The sequence below is a fragment of the Escherichia albertii genome (assembly GCF_028622335.1).
Classification (GTDB): Bacteria; Pseudomonadota; Gammaproteobacteria; order Enterobacterales; family Enterobacteriaceae; genus Escherichia; species Escherichia albertii.
The window spans coordinates 2,279,192-2,299,170 of the sequence record NZ_CP117568.1; the positions used below are offsets into that span (position 1 = coordinate 2,279,192).

At 49.1% G+C, this 19,979-nt stretch carries 15 protein-coding genes and 1 other RNA gene; 2 read left to right on the plus strand and 14 right to left on the minus strand.

Annotated features, from left to right (window positions below; translation table 11 throughout):
- The first annotated feature begins 6 nt into the window (after positions 1–6).
- Positions 7–171: a protein YhaL gene (yhaL, locus tag PS053_RS11025; RefSeq protein ID WP_010320436.1), complete on the plus strand. Its 165-nt coding sequence runs from the start codon at positions 7–9 to the stop codon at positions 169–171.
- A gap of 213 nt (positions 172–384) precedes the next feature.
- Here the strand turns inward: yhaL and cyuA are convergent, their stop codons facing one another.
- The 14 genes from cyuA to garP all read right to left on the minus strand — a co-directional run bounded on the left by cyuA (position 385) and on the right by garP (position 17,920).
- A complete protein-coding gene (gene cyuA / locus PS053_RS11030; RefSeq protein WP_000460491.1) occupies positions 385–1,695 on the minus strand; it encodes a cysteine desulfidase in 1,311 nt (436 codons plus the stop codon).
- A gap of 27 nt (positions 1,696–1,722) precedes the next feature.
- Complete coding sequence (locus PS053_RS11035; protein WP_054410504.1) at positions 1,723–3,054, minus strand: SLC5/6 family protein; 1,332 nt, start codon at positions 3,052–3,054, stop codon at positions 1,723–1,725.
- Positions 3,055–3,330: 276 nt separating this feature from the next.
- Entirely contained in the window at positions 3,331–4,695 is a 1,365-nt protein-coding gene (gene tdcG, locus PS053_RS11040) for an L-serine ammonia-lyase (protein WP_000622091.1), read from the minus strand.
- Between the two features lie 71 nt (positions 4,696–4,766).
- Complete coding sequence (locus tag PS053_RS11045; protein WP_025238282.1) at positions 4,767–5,156, minus strand: enamine/imine deaminase; 390 nt, start codon at positions 5,154–5,156, stop codon at positions 4,767–4,769.
- A 13-nt stretch (positions 5,157–5,169) separates the two neighbouring features.
- Positions 5,170–7,464 (minus strand): 2-ketobutyrate formate-lyase/pyruvate formate-lyase, encoded by a 2,295-nt coding sequence (gene tdcE / locus PS053_RS11050; protein WP_054410506.1) that lies wholly within the window; start codon positions 7,462–7,464, stop codon positions 5,170–5,172.
- A 33-nt stretch (positions 7,465–7,497) separates the two neighbouring features.
- Entirely contained in the window at positions 7,498–8,706 is a 1,209-nt protein-coding gene (tdcD, locus tag PS053_RS11055; protein WP_025238281.1) for a propionate kinase, read from the minus strand.
- 25 nt (positions 8,707–8,731) lie between these two features.
- A complete protein-coding gene (gene tdcC / locus PS053_RS11060) occupies positions 8,732–10,063 on the minus strand; it encodes a threonine/serine transporter TdcC (RefSeq protein WP_000107730.1) in 1,332 nt (443 codons plus the stop codon).
- Positions 10,064–10,084: 21 nt separating this feature from the next.
- Positions 10,085–11,074 carry a bifunctional threonine ammonia-lyase/L-serine ammonia-lyase TdcB gene (tdcB, locus tag PS053_RS11065; RefSeq protein ID WP_000548353.1) on the minus strand — a complete coding sequence of 330 codons (990 nt, stop codon included), beginning with the start codon at positions 11,072–11,074 and terminating at the stop codon, positions 10,085–10,087.
- A 98-nt stretch (positions 11,075–11,172) separates the two neighbouring features.
- Positions 11,173–12,111 carry a transcriptional regulator TdcA gene (tdcA, locus tag PS053_RS11070; protein ID WP_000104193.1) on the minus strand — a complete coding sequence of 313 codons (939 nt, stop codon included), beginning with the start codon at positions 12,109–12,111 and terminating at the stop codon, positions 11,173–11,175.
- A 1,118-nt stretch (positions 12,112–13,229) separates the two neighbouring features.
- Positions 13,230–13,606: RNase P RNA component class A (rnpB, locus tag PS053_RS11075), an RNA gene on the minus strand.
- A 32-nt stretch (positions 13,607–13,638) separates the two neighbouring features.
- Positions 13,639–14,784: a glycerate 2-kinase gene (garK, locus tag PS053_RS11080; RefSeq protein WP_000706499.1), complete on the minus strand. Its 1,146-nt coding sequence runs from the start codon at positions 14,782–14,784 to the stop codon at positions 13,639–13,641.
- 95 nt (positions 14,785–14,879) lie between these two features.
- Positions 14,880–15,770, minus strand: coding sequence for a 2-hydroxy-3-oxopropionate reductase (garR, locus tag PS053_RS11085; RefSeq protein WP_024165029.1), 891 nt, complete (start codon positions 15,768–15,770; stop codon positions 14,880–14,882).
- 29 nt (positions 15,771–15,799) lie between these two features.
- Positions 15,800–16,570, minus strand: coding sequence for a 2-dehydro-3-deoxyglucarate aldolase (gene garL, locus PS053_RS11090; RefSeq protein WP_025238278.1), 771 nt, complete (start codon positions 16,568–16,570; stop codon positions 15,800–15,802).
- A gap of 15 nt (positions 16,571–16,585) precedes the next feature.
- Positions 16,586–17,920 carry a galactarate/glucarate/glycerate transporter GarP gene (gene garP / locus PS053_RS11095; protein ID WP_025238277.1) on the minus strand — a complete coding sequence of 445 codons (1,335 nt, stop codon included), beginning with the start codon at positions 17,918–17,920 and terminating at the stop codon, positions 16,586–16,588.
- Positions 17,921–18,290: 370 nt separating this feature from the next.
- Here garP and garD point away from each other — a divergent pair, with 370 nt between their 5' ends.
- Positions 18,291–19,862, plus strand: coding sequence for a galactarate dehydratase (garD, locus tag PS053_RS11100; RefSeq protein WP_256878808.1), 1,572 nt, complete (start codon positions 18,291–18,293; stop codon positions 19,860–19,862).
- Positions 19,863–19,979 lie beyond the last annotated feature (117 nt).

Consider the following 19,979-nt stretch of genomic DNA (forward strand, 5'->3'; position numbering starts at 1 on the left):
ATGATGATGAGTAAAAAATCGGCGAAAAAGCGTCAACCAGTGAAGGCCGTTGCGGTGAAAGAAACCGCCCGCACCACCAAAAATTTTGGTTATGAAGAGATGTTAAGCGAGCTGGAAGCGATAGTTGCCGACGCCGAAACGCGGTTAGCCGAGGATGAAGCGGCCGCGTAAAGACAGATTGCCGGATGCGGCGTAAACGCCTTATCCGGCCTACAAAATCAACAACATCAACAAATTGCACAATCCGCAGGCCGGATAAGATGCGCCAGCATCGCATCCGGCATCAGGTACAAAACCCAACAGCATCAACAAATTGCGCAACCCGCAGGTCGGATAAGATGCGTCAGCACCGCATCCGGCATCAGGTCAACCAACACCAGGCGCTTACCGGGCCTTGCTCGCCATAATCTCGATAATCTGCCGATCCGTTTGCTGCATCGAATGACTTGCCAGCGCACACAAGTTGGCAATCGACTGCTCAACATCATGCGCCACAATCCCTTCGTTGCCGGTCACGGCGGTATCATCCAGCGCCATTAACACCGCTTTCCACGCCGCCGACGCGCTGGTCGACACCTTCATCGCACAACTGTTCGACGCACCATCACAAATCATACCGCTGACATCGCCGATCATACTGCTGATCGCCATTGCGATAGTTTCATAACGCCCGTCCACCAGCCATGCCATCCCGGCAGCGGCGCCCATTGCGGCCGTGGTCGCGGCACACAATGCAGACAATCGCGGCAACTGGTTATGAATATAAATCGCGCTTAAATGCGAGAGCATCAACGCGCGCGCCAGTCGCTCATCATCCGCGCCAAAGTGTTCCGCGACCACCACCACTGGCAGCGTCGCGGTGATCCCCTGATTACCGGAACCAGAGTTGCTCATTGCCGGAAGCGTTGCGCCCCCCATACGCGCATCGGAAGCCGCGCTGGTACGAATCACAATCGCCGAGGAGAGATCTTTCGCCAGTAAACCACGTGCACACTGTCTTTCCAGCGTCGCACCAATATGCAAGCCCCAGTTACCGCTCAAGCCTTCCTGCGATAGCGCGCCATTTAACTTTGCAGAATCGAGAATGAAGCGAATCGCTTCGAACGGCACTTCATTAACGAACTTCAGGATCTCTGCCAGCGTCGTTTTGGACAACACCGCCAGCGGCGACTCTTGCTCCCCCTCTGTCACACATGCCTGTTGGGTAAACACCACGCCATTGTGCGTCTCAATATGCACAATGTTGGTATGTCCGCCGACGATGGTGACACACGCCCACTTCTCGCCACTCCAGACTTTGGCGCGAGAGAAGAGGATTTCATCACAAGGTTCCTGGATTTTAACCGCGACTTTACCCGCCGCCAGCAATGCTTTGGCATCGGCAATAGCCTGCTCTGTTGCGCCTTTCAGCACTTCCAGTCCGGCGTTGGCATTTCCACCTAACGCTCCCAGCGCCGCCGCAATCGGCAGCCCCACCATTCCTGTACCGGGAACGGTGACGCCCAGACCGTTTTTCATCAGATTTGGTGAAACCCAGGCTTCTACACGTTCAACCGGACCGTCCAGTTCTGCCGCAGCAACCGCCGCCGCCAGCGCCAGTGAAATCGGTTCAGTACATCCCAACGCCGGTTTTACTTCCTCCTGAACGGCGAGGATGTAACGCTGCCATAACGGATTTAAAGTCGAATCAAACATAATAAAAACCTTAAAATTTCAGGTAAATCAAGAAAATGCCAGGAACGGAGAAACACAAAGCAACAAGCCAGTGACGATAATCAGGTACAGAGACATGCCTTTGTATTTGTGCAATGCCGGTACTTTGTAAACCAGCCACGCTGGGATCAGGCAACCTACCATGCCGAAAATCGGGCTACAGATAGAGGTGAAACTCAGCACCGGTGCGTTCAGTACGATGGCGCTCCAGGCCAGCAAAATGGCGAAAACCATGATGCCGCGCTGGACGAGATTTTCGTTAATCTTCTCAGCGGGCATTTTGCGGCGCAGGATGTTCATGACGATCCCTTGCGTCGCTTCGCGAAAGCCTAAATAAACCCCAAAAAACGCGGTCATTACGGCAAAAATATTGAGGATGACGCTGACCACTTTTACCCATGCAGCACCGTCACCGCTAATAAACTGAGCCGCAATCGCCAGCGCAGAAATATTCTGTTCATAGGCTTTCACCGCTTCGTCATGCCCCATGGCCAGCGTAAACGACACTGCGTAGAAAAAGACGGTGACAAACAGAATGCCGAACGCAATATTCATCGCTCGTAGCGCCTTGTGTCGCGCCACTTCTATCGATTTTTCCCGCGAGCGATAGGAAATCACCATCGGGCTTAACGTCTGAATAAACAGAATTGAGGTCAGGGTAAACGGCAACGTAATAATGGCGTTTTTTACCAACAGCCCCAGCGGCGGTAGCGCCCCCACGTTATATAAATGCCACATTCCGACCATTGACACGCCCAGCGCAGCAACCACTAATAATTTGGTCAACACCATGCCGGTCGAAATTTTGAATAACAGCTTCTCGCCACGCGAAGAGATCGCCACCAGAATACAAATCAGTACCAGACCATATAACGGATTGTCCGACAGCACGCTTTCCGTCACGCCAAAGGTATGCAGGTAGGAGGCGCTATCGTTGGTGATGGCAGTGGAATAAACAAACATCCAGATAACCAACATCACGAAATAGAGCGCACCTAACAGGATGCCCCAGTTTTTGCCTAAATAACCACTAATGACGCTCGGGTAATCTTTACATTCCGGCGATTCTGCCAGCGTATTAATAAACAGCCGCTGAAACAGATACATTGCCGGGTAACCAATCACTGATGAGAGCAAAAAGACCCACAACCCCATCAAACCGACCTGCACCGGGAGAAAAACAATCCCCGCGCCAATCGCCATACCGATACTCATAATCACCCAGCCGGTATCGATACTGTCGAATTTGATCGCTTCACGCCACTCACGCTCACTCATTCCAGCACGACCCGCCGGGGTCGAAGCGTCTTTAATAACGCCTTTATCTGTTGCAATTTCCATAAGTTCTCGCTCAATCTTTTGTAGGGCTTATTATTTTTTTCCGAGCCGCATCAAGGCGATACGCGGTCTACGTTTTGCAGGCGAGTTATTAGAATAAGGAAATGATACGCGTGAGGTCAGAGAAAATCTTCACAATCAAGACTTTGAAATAACGGAGATGGATAAGATTTTTCTACTAAATAACACACAGAAGAATATTTATTCTCTATTTGCGGCAGATCACAATAAAAAAGGGTGCACATTTTGTGCACCCAGAGATGATAGCCAACAGTAATATCAGCCGCAGACCACTTTAATAGCCAGTCCTCCACGTGAGGTTTCGCGGTATTTATCGTTCATATCTTTGCCAGTTTCATACATGGTCTCGATCACTTTATCGAGTGAAACGCGTGGAGCAGAAGTACGCCGCATCGCCATCCGTGCAGCGTTCACCGCTTTCACGGCATTGATGGCATTACGTTCAATACATGGGATTTGCACCTGCCCGGCAACCGGATCGCAGGTCAGCCCGAGGTTATGCTCCATGGCGATTTCCGCCGCATTGCATACCTGCGCCGGACTGCCCCCCAGCAGTTCGGTTAACCCTGCCGCCGCCATCGAGCAAGCCACGCCAATTTCCCCCTGACAGCCGACTTCCGCCCCGGAAATAGAAGCATTCATTTTATATAGTGCGCCAATCGCTCCCGCCGCCAACAGATAACGGGCAATAGATCGTTCATTAACCGGACGACGAAATTTATCGTAATAGGCCAGCACCGCCGGAATAATACCGCAAGCGCCGTTAGTCGGTGCTGTCACGACACGCCCGCCAGCGGCGTTTTCTTCACTAACCGCCAGTGCATACATATTGATCCAGTCAATAACGTTCATCGGATCGTTTGAAATATTGTCGCTGGAAACCAGCAAGCGGCGCAGCGCTACAGCACGGCGAGGTACATTGAGCGGGCCAGGCAGTACACCTTCGGTATTCATTCCGCGTTCAATGCCATCGTGCATTACCTGCCAGATACGGGAAAAACCGGCATCAATCTCCGCCTTGCTGCGCAGCGCCAGCTCGTTTTGCATCATCAGACCAGAAATAGACAGGCCGTTGTAATCACACATTTTCAGCAGTTCGCCTGCTGAGTGGAAATCATAAGGCACGGACGTTTCGACATCATGCGACAGCCCAAAGTGCTCTTCTTCAACAATAAAACCGCCGCCGACAGAGTAATAGACTTTACTTAACAGCTCTTCCTGCCCATTCCAGGCAGTAATACGCATTCCGTTCTCATGACGCGGCAACATTTCAGGATGAAAAATAATGTTCTTTGCCACCGGAAAATCAACCACATGGGCGCCTGCCGCCACCGGGAGCCGACTACTGCACGTCACGAGTTCAATAAATGCAGGGATCTCATCAATAACAACATCCTGTGGACTGTTTCCCGCCAGCCCCATGATGATGGCGACATCCGTGGCATGGCCTTTACCCGTCAATGACAACGACCCGTAAAGATCGACCATAATGTGGCTTGTCATGGTTAACAAGCCACTGTTCACCAGTTGGTCGATGAAACTTTTTCCAGCATTCATTGGCCCCACGGTATGCGAACTGGAGGGACCAATACCAATTTTGAAAATATCGAATGCACTAATCATACCCACACCCTCGGATTGCCATTCTGTGAAGAGGAACGGAGCAACCTTGCGATCGCCCCGCTCAAGAGGCTTTATGCGTTGCGTACCGCGATAGCTTCAATTTCCAGCTTCACATCTTTTGGCAAACGAGCGACCTGCACGCAGCTACGTGTTGGGTAAGTTGCCTGATGCTCATCAAAGAACTGCTTATAGACTTCATTGATGGTGGCAAAGTCGTTCAGATCGGTAATGAACACCGTCATCTTCACGATATCGCCCACGGTCAAACCCGCTGCAATCACGATCTCTTTGACGTTCTCCAGGCTTAAACGCGCCTGATCTTTAACGTCTGCCGGAATCGCTCCGGTCTGCGGGCAAACCGGGATTTGCCCGGAGGTAAATACCATGCTACCTAAATCAATGCCCTGTACATACGGGCCAATTGCGCCTGGCGCACGTTGTGTTTCGATAATCTTTTTCATATGTCCTCCGGCGTCAGAGCGCCTGGGTAAAGGTACGTGAAATCACATCCTGTTGCTGTTCACGGGTCAGCGCATTAAAGCGCACAGCGTAACCAGAGACACGGATTGTCAGGTTGGGGTATTTTTCCGGGTGTTCGATAGCATCGAGCAGCATTTCTCGATTCATAACGTTGACGTTGAGATGCTGGCCGCCTTCGACATCCGCTTCATGATGGAAATAACCATCCAGTAGGCCAACAAGGTTGGTTTTGCGTACTGGATCTTCTTTACCCAGCGCCGCAGGTACGATGGAGAAGGTGTACGAGATCCCATCTTTGGCATAGGTAAACGGCAGTTTCGCCACTGAAGTCAGCGAAGCTACAGCCCCCTTGCGGTCACGACCGTGCATCGGGTTAGCGCCCGGCGCGAATGGCGTACCCGCACGGCGCCCGTCTGGCGTGTTACCCGTTTTCTGCCCGTACACCACGTTAGAGGTGATGGTCAGAATCGACTGAGTTGGCACAGCGTTGCGATAAGTTGGCAGAGCTTTAATTTTCTTCATAAAGCGTTCAACCAGATCGCAGGCAATGGTGTCTACACGCTCGTCGTTGTTGCCGTACTGCGGATATTCACCGTCAATTTCAAAGTCCACCGCCAGACCGTTTTCGTCACGGATCGGTTTCACACGGGCATATTTGATAGCAGATAAGGAATCCGTCGCCACCGATAGTCCAGCGATGCCACATGCCATCGTACGATAGACATCACGATCGTGTAGCGCCATCAGCGAGGCTTCATAGCTGTACTTATCGTGCATGTAATGGATGATATTCAGCGCGCTGATATACTGCACAGCCAGCCAATCCATGAAGTGGTCGAGGCTATCCATCACCTTGTCGTAGTCCAGCACATCGTCCATCAGCGGAGCCGTTTTCGGACCAACCTGAATCTTCAGCTTCTCATCCACCCCACCGTTGATTGCGTACAGCAGCGTTTTCGCCAGGTTAGCGCGAGCACCGAAGAACTGCATTTGTTTACCAATCACCATTGGGCTGACGCAACAGGCAATCGCGTAATCGTCGCTGTTGAAGTCAGTACGCATCAGATCATCGTTTTCATACTGCAAAGAGGAAGTCACGATAGACACTTGCGCGGCATATTTTTTGAAAGCAATCGGCAACGCTTCCGACCACAGAATAGTCAGGTTCGGTTCCGGCGCTGGCCCCATTGTGTGTAGCGTATGCAGATAGCGGAAGGAGTTTTTGGTCACCAGCGTACGGCCATCCAGCCCCATTCCACCGATCACTTCCGTTGCCCAGATGGGGTCGCCGGAGAACAACGAATCAAATTCCGGCGTACGCAGGAAGCGCACCATACGAATCTTCATGATGAAGTGGTCGATCAGTTCCTGTGCCTGTTGCTCATTGAGTACACCGGCTTTAAAGTCGCGCTCAATGTAGATATCGAGGAACGATGCAGTACGGCCCAGCGACATCGCACCACCATTCTGCGACTTCACTGCCGCCAGGTAAGCAAAATAGAGCCACTGCACCGCTTCCTGGGCATTCTGCGCCGGACGGGAGATGTCGAAGCCATATTTCGCCGCCATTTCCTGAATCTGCAACAACGCATGACGGTGCTCCGCCAGTTCTTCACGCAAACGGATGGTCGCTTCAAGATCCTGACCTTTTTCCAGGCGAGACTGGAGATCGGCAAATTGCAGCTCGCGTTCACGGACCAGATAACGGATGCCATACAGCGCCACACGGCGATAATCACCAATAATGCGCCCACGACCATAACCGTCCGGCAGACCGGTCAGTATGCCGGATTTACGGCAGCGCAACATATCTGGCGAGTAAACATCAAATACGCCCTGATTATGGGTCTTACGCAAATCGGTAAACAGGTATTCAAACTCACTGTCCATTTCACGGCCATAAGCATGGAATGAACTTTTAATCATGTTAATGCCACCAAACGGATGCAGCGCGCGTTTCAGCGGCGCATCGGTTTGCAGGCCAACAATTTTTTCCAGCGGCTGGTCAATATATCCCGCATCATGAGCGGTAATGGTGGTGGCAATATTGGTATCGAAATCTAACGGCGCATGAGTCGCGTTTTCAATACGAATTCCTTCCATCACCTTTTCCCACAATGCCGTGGTGGCAGGTGTCGCTTCGGCGAGGAAAGATTCATCACCTTCATATGGCGTATAGTTATGTTGAATAAAATCGCGGACATTAATTTCATCTTTCCAGTCCGTACCTTTAAAGCCAAGCCATGCGTTGGCGTACAGCTTATCGCTGGTATCAATATCTACCTTCATGGAAAATAATCTCTCTACAATACTTCAACTAAATTATGCAAATTCTGCGGGAGCGTTAACTTTGCCTAAATGAATAGCATCTAACGCAATCATTTTTTCTTCATTTGTCGGAATAACGGCACAAGTTACGCGGGCATTTCCGCGGGAAATAATTCGTTCGCCATAAGCATTAGAGCGATTATTTAAATCCTCATCAATCTCTACACCTAATACGGCTAAATGCTCCATAACCAACCGACGAATTAAATTTGAATTTTCCCCTATTCCTCCAGTGAATATAATGCCATCCAACCGATGTAACGAAGCGGCATGTCCGGCAATATGGCGAGCAATGCGGTGAACAAAGGTTTTAATTGCCAGTTGCGCGCGTTCGTGACCTTCATGCCAGGCTTTTTCCAGAACACGTAAATCTGAAGAAAGACCGGAAATACCTAATAATCCCGACTCTTTATTCACTACACGTTCCAGGTCACTCAGACTTTGACGGGTTTGGCTCGCCACCCAGGACATTGCGCCGAAATCAACATCACCACTGCGCGTGCCCATCATCAAGCCTTCCAGCGGCGTCATACCCATCGACGTATCCACGCTCTGACCGTTACGAACTGCGCAGATTGACGCGCCATTGCCAAGATGCGCCACAACCAGGCCAGAGTCATCTTCCGCCAGCTCCAGCAGCGAATGGGCGCGCTGAGAAACATAACGGTGCGACGTGCCGTGGAAACCATAACGACGCACACCTAACTCTTCGTAATATTTCCACGGCAGACCGTATAAATAAGCCTCTGGCGCCATTGTCTGGTGGAAACTGGTATCAAATACCGCTACCTGAGTGACACCCGGGAATAATTGCTGCGCCGATTCAATACCACTTAAATTGGCGTAATTATGTAGTGGTGCTAATGGAGAAACGCGACGGATATTATCAATGACTTCATCGGTAATAATGACGGACTCGGTAAAAATACTGCCGCCGTGGGCGATGCGGTGGCCAATTAAGGCCACACTGTCATTTAAATTCCGTTTTTCCAGTTCAAATGCAATTGCCTTCAACGCACCTTCGTAGCTGTGGTGAGCCAGCTTAGCTGGCTCTCCTCCATTTACGGACAAGAATGCATTTTCCGAGTTAATACCGTCGGCAATACCTGACATTAATACTTCACAATCACAGGCATCCAGTACGGAAAATTTAATTGAAGACGAACCACAGTTAATAACCAAGACAACCGGAAATTCATTCATCTCTTTTCTCATCCTGAATTACGGATTAAAACAATTTGTATACGATGTTCAGAATGGTCAGCAGACCAATCGCAGTGACAAACACGTTATCCAGACGGCCACGGTATTTCGCCAGAGACGGCGCTTTACGGATGGCATACATCGGCAACAGGCAGAGCAATGAAGCGATAATCGGCGCGCCCATAGCTTCAATCAGGTCCAGAATATTTGGGTTGGCGTAAGCAACTACCCAAGTGGAACCCATGATGAAAATCATACTAAGGGTGTTCAGTTTACCCATCGATACTTTGGTTTTGTCGCCTTTATAACCGAACTTCAGAATCAGGCCATTCAGGCCTTCCAGTGTTCCCAGATAGTGACCAAAGAAAGATTTGAAGATAGCAACTAACGCGATGATGGAAGCCGCATATTCCAGCGTGGTGGCAAAGGTCGATTTCTCACCGGACATGGAAGCAAAGTGGTTAGCCAGGTAAGAGAGCACCGGAATATTCTGCGCTTTTGCTTCTGCCATGTTTGCCGGAGACAGAGTAAACAGGCAGCTAAAAGCAAAGAACATCACCACAGCAACCATCAACACGCTGGCGCGGGAGATAATTTGGGAACATTTCTGCTCGGTAAAGTCGCGACCAAAATCTTTTTCATACTCTTCGCGTTTAGAAACCACAAAGGAAGAGACAATGGGCGAGAAGTTAAAGGAGAAGACCATGATGGAAATCCCCAGCCACAGCGTAACCAGAATGCCATCATGCCCGGTCAGCGCGATATTGCTCAGATCAACTTGATCAATAACCGCAGAGTTCCAGTAAGGAATCAGTGACAGAGAGATCAGTACCAGACAGGCGATAAACGGAAACACCAGGAAGCTCATCACCTTAACCATCAAATCTTTACCAAACCAGATGACGAATGCCATCAGCAGCAGCAGGAACAGCGCCACAAAGCCACGGTTTAGCGCCGCAAAGCCCAACTGGTTTTCCCAGAAGGTCATAAAGGTATTGGTAATGGTGACGCCATAAATCCACAACAGCGGACAAATTGCGAAGAAGTACAGGAAGGTAATAACTACCCCGCCCATCTTACCGAAGTGCTCCTCCACCGTTTCCGTAATGTTGCCGGAAGGGTTAGAACCAGAGAGGCACAGACGCGCCAGCGCCCGGTGGCAGAAAAATGCAATGGGGTATGCCAATACCAACATCAAAAGAATCGGGATCAGTCCGCCATAACCTGCGCGGATAGGGAAGAACAGCACCCCGGCGCCGATTGCTGTACCAAACAAACCTAACGTCCATGTGGTATCTGATTTACGCCAGGACGATTGTTTTGTCTGGCTGGATACAATGCTATCTGAAGTACTCATATCCTATCCTCAACGAGATAATTAAGCGTCAACGAAACCGGTGATTTGAGAGACGCGAGAAAGATCGATATTTCCGCCGGAAATAATACTGACGGTTTTTCTGTTTTGAATATATTGGTCCAATTTACCGCTTAATAATGCAGCACATGCCAGAGCGCCAGCGCCTTCGGTGACGACTTTATTACGCTGAATTAAAGCAATCATGCTGTTTCTGATTTCATCTTCGCTAACCAGTACAATGTCATCGACTAATTCACGAACGATTTCGTAAGTTAAATTACCCGGGCGGGCGACATCACAACCATCCGCCAGGGTGCCGGTAGTTCGGTGCGTGGTTATTTCTCCAGAGTGGAAAGATGCCGCCATGCCGTGAACGTTTTCTGACTGCACACCAATAACGCGGATAGTCGGGTTAATAGATTTAATCGCCACCGCAATACCAGCAATTAAACCGCCGCCGCCGATTGGCACAATCACGTTATCAACATCATAGAGATCTTCCATAATTTCCAGACCAATGGTTCCCTGACCGGCAATGACTTTCGGATCATCATAAGGAGGAATAAAGATGCGACCTTCCGTTTCGACAATTTCGCTTACTTTAGCGATAGTGTCGTTGAAGTTGTCACCGTGCAGCACCACTTCAGCAGAGTAATCGCACGTTGCCGCGACTTTAGATTTTGGCGCGCCTTTCGGCATCACCACTTTACCGTCGATCCCAAGCATTGCGCAGGAGAGTGAAACCCCTTGTGCGTGATTGCCTGCGGAACACGCCACCACGCCTTTGCGTTTTTCTGCATCAGTAAGTGAACTTAATTTGTTAAATGCGCCACGAATTTTAAAAGAGCCAGTACGTTGCATGTTTTCAAATTTCAGGAATATTTCACCTTTGCAACGTTCACTAAAATAGTTAGAGCGAGGCATGCCTGTTTTATAAATTCGCCCAGCCAGACGTTGTTTTGCTTCAATAATGTCATCAATAGCAACCGGCAGATCGTATGTAATATGCATTATAAAACCTCTTAACCTGGATTAAATATGTAGGTAACCGTAACCGACACCCGAAAAACAGACAGGTGGATTATTTATGCTTAAGAAAAAATAAATATCTAACCAACTTCTATTAATTGCCTTCGTCGACACCCATTATAAGATGAATATTCTTTGGCTAATTCCACCAAAACCGATGCTGCTTTTTTAATACGATAATTTTTTGACCATACCGCGGCATATCGCGCTACAGGCAATGTTTCTTCAACCGGAATAGTAATAAATTGATTAGAACCAAAAGGCGAAGTCATATCACAAGGAATTACAGTTAAGAAATCAGCATTGAGAACAAGGTTATATATTGTTACAACTGAATCGGTTTTAACGATGTTTTCAATACTGATGCCATTTCTTTGTAATGTAGTAAGAAGCTCGCTGTAGTATCCCATATTCGTCTGCGGCAACACCCACTGTTCATTCTTTAATGACTCCAGTGTGGTGGTGCCGATGCATGTTCGGGACTTGCTGGCCACCAGAACAAACTCTGACTCAAACAGCGGCTCAACATGCAAATCCTGAAGTTTCATTTCTGCACTCAACGTACCAATCGCAAAGTCCAGACGCCCATCACGGATTGCGGGTAAGAATGAAGACAATTGCGCTTCATACATTGAAACCTGCGCTTTCGGGAACACCTCTTTGAATTTGCTGAGCATTCCTGACATAAAAGTGAAGCCAATCAACGAAGGAAAACCAAATGAAACTTCAACAATAGCCTCAGAGGACATTCCGCTAATTTCATTAACCATATTTTTCATTTCACGGGTAATGGATTCGGAGCGTGAGAGCAATAATTGACCAGCGGGTGTTAACGTTACGCCAGTATTTTTCCGCACCACTAATTCCACACCAAAATAATCTTCAATATCATTAATGATTTTACTGACAGCAGGTTGAGTTAGCCCTAACTCTTTTGCAGCCGAGCCGATAGAGCCACTTCTGATGACTTCCTGAAAGATCACCAGATGTTGCGTTTTAGGAAGAAGAATAGTGCTCATAGCAACCTACGTTAATTACCTCATTGACGGCATGGAGTGTACCAAATTGAAATCGACAGGATATGTGCGACCACTCACAAATTATCTTTCAATTGTTTTCCAGGTATCTTTTAAAACTAATAAACACATTAAACATCAATGAGTTATAAACATAAAATCAGCATAAACCCTGATTTTTATCAAAGAAACAAGGAGGGATAACCATATTTTATGGCGATAACAACACGTTTTATATGGCTTATTAAAAAAGTACTCTGCGATGATATTTCAAGCAATTACTGTGTATTTCACAAGCAAACTTTAAGTTAAATTTAATAAGCAAGTTATCAACTTTTACTATAAATAAATCATTTCTACGGATAAATAATGCGCCGCATCACATTTTTTTACGCTATTTGTTGGTCGCACAACATTTATTTTATCAATACAACAAACAATTCATCACAACAGGTAAACACATGAAACAACCCATCAACATCCATGTTTTCCGCCATAACAGAACGTCATTTTGTGAATGCAATCGTTTTTCATAATTTTTTCCTTTCTTCTGACTACCGAATAGCATTTTGTGTTGAGGATCACAAAACTAATAATTGCTACCAGAAACCATATGCCGAAAAGGAGAACACAAGGGTAGCTGAAGTCACACTCCGCATCGTCAAGGTCACGAAGTTTTTTATCCGTTTACGCTAATGCTGGTAAGTGAGCATTTTTCTGACCGTTCTCCCCCACCAATGCAAACACATAGTTACAATAATAATAAAGTCATTGATTATTGGTCGGTAAAAATAAAGTTTGCGGAGATAATCTCAGCGTATGATGTTATTGAAAATAACGTGGGGCTTAATAACAGGGATAATTCATATATTAAATATATATGAATTATGATTGCAATTCTTATCCAGGCATGGATGAACATAATGGATGTTATATTTATTTTTCATTATTCTCATATTAATTGTTGACAAATTGCGCGTTGTTCATGCCGGATGCGGTGTGAACGTCTTATCCGGCATGCAAAATATTTCTTTTGGATATAGCGTGTGGACAGTCATTCATCCTCTTGCACGCCAAAAGCAAAAACCCGCCAGCTTACACTGGCGGGTTTTCGTTAAAACAGGTGAAACTGACCGATAAGCCGGGTTCTGTCGTGGACAGTCATTCATCTAGGCCAGCAATCGCTCACTGGCTCAAGCAGCCTACCCGGGTTCAGTACGGGCCGTACCTTATGAACCCCTATTTGGCCTTGCTCCGGGTGGAGTTTACCGTGCCACGGACTGTTACCAGCCGCGCGGTGCGCTCTTACCGCACCCTTTCATCCTTACCTGATCCCACTCGCGTGGGCCATCGGCGGTTTGCTCTCTGTTGCACTAGTCGTGGGTTTCCCCCCCAGGCGTTACCTGGCACCCTGCCCTATGGAGCCCGGACTTTCCTCCCCTCCGCCCGTCTCCCCCGAAGAGGACGACGACGAAGCGGCGACTGTCTGGTCAGCTTCGGCGCGCAGTATAGAGGGTTTGCACGCCCTTGTCACCCCGCGTTGCGCATTCCAATCGCCAGTGTCGCGGCGATATTACGCGAAGCACGGTAAATATTGTCATAAGCCCCGCGGAAAGCTTCATCCAGCGTAACAACGCTGTTCAATACGCTGAATACAGCATCAATGCCATGTTGATGTACAACAGCGACATCGTTCGTCAGGCTACCTGCAATACCAATTACCGGTTTATGGTACTTCTTCGCCACGCTCGCCACCCCAACAGGCACCTTGCCGTGTATGCTCTGGCTATCGATGCGCCCCTCTCCGGTGATCACCAACGTACAATCATGAATGTGCTCTTCCAGATTCAGCGCCGCGGTAACAATTTCAATACCGCTTTTTAGCTCTGCCCCGAGAAACGCCATCAACGCCGCCCCCATACCGCCCGCCGCGCCCGCACCAGGCACATCCTTCACATCAACATGGAGAGATTTTTTGATGACATCAGCATAATGAGAGAGATTCTTGTCCAGCTCGACAATGGTCGCTTCGCTCGCTCCCTTTTGTGGGCCAAAGATACGCGAAGCACCACTATCGCCCACCAGCGGGTTGGTGACATCACAGGCTACGCGGATCGTACAATCCTTTAAACGCGGGTCGAGGCCGGAAATATCAATCGTGTTCAGGGTATTAAGGCTGCCGCCGCCAAAGCCTATTTCATTGCCATTGGCATCGCTTAGCTTCGCCCCCAATGCCTGCACCATGCCTGCACCGCCATCATTGGTGGCGCTGCCGCCAATGCCAATAATGATACTGGTCGCGCCGCTCTCCAGCGCCTGTAAGATAAGCTCACCAGTGCCACGTGAAGTGGTCACCAGCGGATCTCGCTTTTCTGGAGGTACCAACGCCAGCCCACTGGCTGCGGCCATTTCGATAAACGCCGTTTTGCCGTCGCCAGAAATCCCCCAACTGGCCTTCACTTTCTCGCCCAATGGCCCGGTAACCCACGCCTGACGCTCAGCGCCTTGCGTGGCGGCAATCATCGCCTCTACTGTCCCTTCCCCTCCGTCAGCAACCGGAACAGAAACGTACCGCGCATCAGGAAAAATTTCCCGAAATCCTTTTTCTATCGCCTGTGCGACCTCGCTGGCAGATAAACTTTCTTTATAAGAGTCTGGAGCGATTACGATTTTCATACCTTTGCCTGTTACCACATGACGCCGGAGGGCGTTTCTCTTATCGGCCTGAATTCCGTGCCCGGATAGCAATACGCCATCCGGGCACGACGTCATCAACGAGTGACTTCGATTTTTGCCAGTTTTTCGTAGTAGCACACCAGGGCGCTATGGTCCGCCGTTCCTGAACCATCGGCACGCAGCGCCTGCATCATCTCCATGACCGCTGCTGTCAACGGCAGTTGTGCGCCCACACCATGGGAAGTATCCAGCGCGTTTGCCAGGTCTTTAATATGCAAATCAATACGAAACCCCGGTTTAAAATTCCTGTCCATAACCATTGGCGCTTTCGCATCCAGAACGGTACTCCCCGCCAGCCCACCACGAATTGCCTGATAAACCAGATCCGGGTTAACGCCCGCTTTGGCAGCCAGCGTTAATGCTTCTGACATCGCTGCAATATTCAACGCAACAATGACCTGGTTTGCCAGTTTGGTGACGTTACCCGCACCGATTTCACCGGTATGCACCACGGACCCCGCCATCGATTTCATCAAATCATAGTATTTGTCGAAAATAGCCTTATCGCCACCTACCATCACTGACAAAGTGCCATCGATCGCTTTCGGTTCGCCGCCGCTCACCGGGGCGTCCAGCATATCAATACCTTTCGCTTTCAGTGCTTCGCTGATTTCACGACTTGCCAGCGGAGCGATTGAACTCATATCGATCAATACCGTGCCCGGTTTGGCGCCATCAATGATGCCATTTTCCCCCAGCGCCACCTCTTTTACATGCGGGGAGTTTGGCAGCATGGTAATAATGACATCGCACTGTTCAGCAATCGCTTTAGCCGTAGAGGCTGTTTCTGCACCTGCGGCAATCACTTCAGCAATCGCTTCAGGATTACGGTCAGAAACCACCAGTGAGTAACCCGCTTTCAGAAGGTTTTTACTCATTGGTTTACCCATAATACCCAGGCCAATAAAACCCACTTTCATCGTCATATCAATCATCTCTCTTGTTGCGGCGGTGGTTATTTTTTAAAGGTATCTGCCAGTTTCTGGGTGGCAGAGCGGAACACGCCGAGATCGCTACCGACGGCCACAAACGTCGCCCCCCATTCCAGATAACGACGAGCATCAGCTTCAACAGGCGCAAGGATGCCGCAGGGCTTACCGTAAGCTTTGGCGCGATTAAAAATATGCTGAATGGCGTTTTGTACTTCCGGGTGTAAGGCATTACCGAGATGGCCTAATGCTGCCGCCAGATCGCTGGGACCGACGAAGATGCCATCTACGCCTTCGGTCGCAGCGATGGTATCGACATTGTCTACGCCTTGCTGGCTTTCAATTTGCACCAGAATAGTGATGTTCTTATTCGACTGGACGAAGTAATCCGCCACGGTGCCAAACATATTGGCGCGATGAGAAACAGAGACGCCACGGATACCTTCCGGCGGATAACGCGTCGACGCCACCGCCTGCTCTGCTTCCTCTTCCGTTTCCACAAATGGGATCAGAAAGTTATAAAAACCGATATCCAGAAGACGCTTAATCATCACCGGTTCGTTGGTCGGCACCCGTACCACTGGCGCGCTGGCACTGCCTTTCAGGGCCATCAATTGTGGAATGAACGTCGAGATATCATTTGGCGCATGTTCCCCATCAAGCACCAGCCAGTCAAAGCCGGCCAGGCCCAGAACTTCTGTGCTAATAGGATTAGAGAGCGCTGACCAGCAGCCAATCTGCACCTGTTTCGCGGCCAATGCGGCTTTGAATTTATTGGGGAAAATATTGTTATTCATCGCTTATACCTTCGCTTATTTCTGCAATTCCATTCGTTTAATGTCGCCAACCACAAAGAGGTAGCAGACCATCGCCATCAGCGCCGAACATCCGACAAAGACCAGAGCCGCATTGAAGGAGTGCAATTCACTCACCAGATAACCAATCACCAGGGGAGTGACGATGGAAGCAACATTGCCAAAGACGTTAAATACGCCGCCGCAGAGGCCAATAATCTCTTTCGGCGCGGTATCGGAAATCACCGGCCACCCCAGCGCGCCAAAACCTTTGCCAAAAAAAGCCAGCGCCATCAGCATGATTACCAGCGTGGTGTTGTTGGTGTAGTTACATAAGATGATGGTGGAAGCCAGCAGCATACCCAGCACAATCGGTAACTTACGCGCCAGAGTCAGAGAAGCGCCGCGTTTGATCAAATAATCCGAAAAGACACCGCCGAGTACGCCGCCGGCAAAACCACACAATGCCGGAATCGACGCGACCAGTCCCACTTTCAGAATCGACATCCCCTTTTCCTGCACCAGATAAATCGGGAACCAGGTCAGGAAAAACCAGGTGATGGTGTTGATAAAATATTGTCCGAAAAATACTCCCAACATCATGCGGTTAGAGAGCAATTGCTTGATGTAATGCAGCCTGGGACCACTTACCGTCGCACTGCCCGGCTTTTTGTGATCCATATCGACCACCGCGCCATTTTCAGAGATAAACTTCAGCTCTTCCGCTGAAATACGCGGGTGCTCTGTCGGGTTATGAATTAACTTGACCCACAACGCCGTTAGCACAAAACCAATTCCTCCCATAACGGTAAAAACATGTTCCCAGCCCCAGGCGAAGGTCAGCCACCCCAACAGCGGCGAGAAAAGCGCCAGAGAGAAATATTGCGCCGAGTTAAAGATAGCGGAGGCGGTTCCCCGTTCTTTCGTCGGGAACCAGGCAGCCACAATACGGGCGTTAGCGGGGAAGGAAGGCGCTTCCGAGAACCCCAGCATAAAGCGCATAAAAAACATCGAGATACCTGCCCAGGCCAGCGGGAACATATCGACAAAGCCTTGCAGGAAGGTGAACAGCGACCAGAAAAAGAGGCTGTAAGTGTAAACTCTCTTCGATCCAAACTTATCAAGCAACCAGCCGCCAGGGATCTGCATCAGCAGGTAGGCCCAACCAAAAGCGGAGAAAATATAGCCCATTGAAACCGTGCTTAATTGCAGTTCTTTTGCCACTTCAGTACCGGCAATCGACAGCGTTGCACGATCGGCATAGTTAACAGCGGTCACAATAAAAATAATAAGTAATATTAAATAGCGTGTATGTACGCCTTTCTTTTTTTCTTCCACGGTGTCCAGAATCATTCTATTTACCTCGGGTACTGGTGTTAATTTTATTATTATTTGATGAGTGTCATGTATAAGCCTCATTAATATTTCAAGCATAATGAAGTCGTGAATTAGTATAAGTAACAGGAGAATAATAATCATTGTGCATTTGCTAATTTAATTAGTGTTATTTAAATATTATTTTGAGCAAATGCACATGACACTGCGCGCTAAAGCACAGATTGATATATCACTCAGGCGACAAGCGTTGCTATAACTGAAATGATTGATATCGATCACATTTATGCAGTCAAACTCCTGACATTCTAAATTCACCTTACGTTATTTTTTTATTAAATGAGCCACGACACTCATTTTAATATCCCTGGCTGGAGAATATTGCACAATGGCCAACATCAAAATTAGACAAACAACACCGACTGCGTTTTATATAAAAGTGCACGACACAGATAATGTCGCGATCATTGTTAATGATAATGGCCTTAAAGCAGGAACATGTTTCCCGGATGGTCTGGAATTAATTGAACATATTCCCCAGGGGCATAAAGTCGCATTAGTAGATATTCCGGCTAATGGCGAAATCATTCGTTATGGCGAAGTGATTGGTTATGCCGTGCGTGCAATCCTCCGCGGAAGCTGGATCGACGAATCGATGGTGATATTGCCGGAAGCACCGCCATTACATACGCTACCGCTGGCAACCAAAGTGCCAGCCCCCTTACCGCCGCTGGAAGGGTACACCTTTGAGGGCTATCGCAATGCCGATGGTAGCGTCGGCAGCAAAAACCTGCTTGGAATCACCACCAGCGTCCACTGTGTCGCAGGCGTGGTGGATTACGTAGTGAAAATCATTGAGCGTGATCTACTGCCGAAATACCCGAACGTCGATGGCGTAGTAGGACTGAATCACCTGTACGGTTGTGGCGTAGCGATTAATGCTCCGGCGGCAGTGATACCCATTCGTACCATTCACAATATTTCGCTTAACCCAAACTTTGGCGGCGAAGTGATGGTAATTGGTCTGGGATGCGAAAAGTTGCAACCTGAGCACCTGCTGGCTGGAACGGAAGATGTACCAGCCATTTCACAGGAAAATGCCAGTATTATCAGCTTACAGGATGAAAAGCATGTCGGTTTTCAGTCGATGGTCGAGGATATTTTGCAGGTTGCCGAGCGCCACCTGCACAAGTTGAATCAACGCCAGCGAGAAACCTGTCCGGCTTCAGAACTGGTGGTTGGTATGCAGTGCGGCGGCAGCGACGCGTTTTCTGGCGTGACAGCAAATCCGGCAGTGGGCTACGCATCTGATCTACTGGTGCGCTGCGGTGCAACGGTGATGTTCTCGGAAGTAACGGAAGTACGTGACGCGATTCATCTGCTGACACCGCGCGCCGTTAACGAAGAGGTCGGCAAGCGTCTGCTGGAAGAGATGGAATGGTACGATAACTACCTCAATATGGGGAAAACCGACCGCAGCGCCAACCCTTCGCCCGGTAATAAAAAGGGCGGCCTGGCAAACGTGGTGGAGAAAGCACTCGGCTCCATTGCGAAATCAGGCAAAAGCGCCATTGTTGAAGTATTGTCACCTGGTCAACGCCCGACTAAGCGCGGATTAATTTACGCCGCCACGCCTGCCAGCGATTTTGTCTGCGGTACACAGCAAGTGGCTTCAGGAATTACCGTGCAAGTGTTTACGACAGGTCGCGGCACGCCATACGGCCTGATGGCGGTGCCGGTGATTAAAATGGCGACTCGCACAGAGCTGGCGAACCGCTGGTTTGACTTAATGGATATCAACGCAGGCACCATCGCCACCGGCGAAGAAACCATCGAAGAGGTCGGCTGGAAACTGTTCCACTTTATTCTCGACGTCGCCAGCGGGAAGAAGAAAACCTTCTCGGATCAATGGGGACTGCATAACCAACTGGCGGTGTTTAACCCGGCACCGGTGACTTGATTTCTTTTGGAACGTCCCTCGCAAAACATGGCCTTAGTGCCATGTTTTTATTGTTTAAAGTCCCCACATCCATTAATAATGCATTTGCATTACCTTAGTTCAAGCTTATAATTTGAG

Coding starts and splice junctions, on each gene's coding strand:
- yhaL (WP_010320436.1), top strand. CDS start 7: ATGAGTAAAAAATCGGCGAAAAAGCGTCAACCAGTGAAGGCCGTTGCG.
- cyuA (WP_000460491.1), bottom strand. CDS start 1,695: ATGTTTGATTCGACTTTAAATCCGTTATGGCAGCGTTACATCCTCGCC.
- PS053_RS11035 (WP_054410504.1), bottom strand. CDS start 3,054: ATGGAAATTGCAACAGATAAAGGCGTTATTAAAGACGCTTCGACCCCG.
- tdcG (WP_000622091.1), bottom strand. CDS start 4,695: ATGATTAGTGCATTCGATATTTTCAAAATTGGTATTGGTCCCTCCAGT.
- PS053_RS11045 (WP_025238282.1), bottom strand. CDS start 5,156: ATGAAAAAGATTATCGAAACACAACGTGCGCCAGGCGCAATTGGCCCG.
- tdcE (WP_054410506.1), bottom strand. CDS start 7,464: ATGAAGGTAGATATTGATACCAGCGATAAGCTGTACGCCAACGCATGG.
- tdcD (WP_025238281.1), bottom strand. CDS start 8,706: ATGAATGAATTTCCGGTTGTCTTGGTTATTAACTGTGGTTCGTCTTCA.
- tdcC (WP_000107730.1), bottom strand. CDS start 10,063: ATGAGTACTTCAGATAGCATTGTATCCAGCCAGACAAAACAATCGTCC.
- tdcB (WP_000548353.1), bottom strand. CDS start 11,074: ATGCATATTACATACGATCTGCCGGTTGCTATTGATGACATTATTGAA.
- tdcA (WP_000104193.1), bottom strand. CDS start 12,111: ATGAGCACTATTCTTCTTCCTAAAACGCAACATCTGGTGATCTTTCAG.
- garK (WP_000706499.1), bottom strand. CDS start 14,784: ATGAAAATCGTAATCGCTCCAGACTCTTATAAAGAAAGTTTATCTGCC.
- garR (WP_024165029.1), bottom strand. CDS start 15,770: ATGACGATGAAAGTGGGTTTTATTGGCCTGGGTATTATGGGTAAACCA.
- garL (WP_025238278.1), bottom strand. CDS start 16,570: ATGAATAACAATATTTTCCCCAATAAATTCAAAGCCGCATTGGCCGCG.
- garP (WP_025238277.1), bottom strand. CDS start 17,920: ATGATTCTGGACACCGTGGAAGAAAAAAAGAAAGGCGTACATACACGC.
- garD (WP_256878808.1), top strand. CDS start 18,291: ATGGCCAACATCAAAATTAGACAAACAACACCGACTGCGTTTTATATA.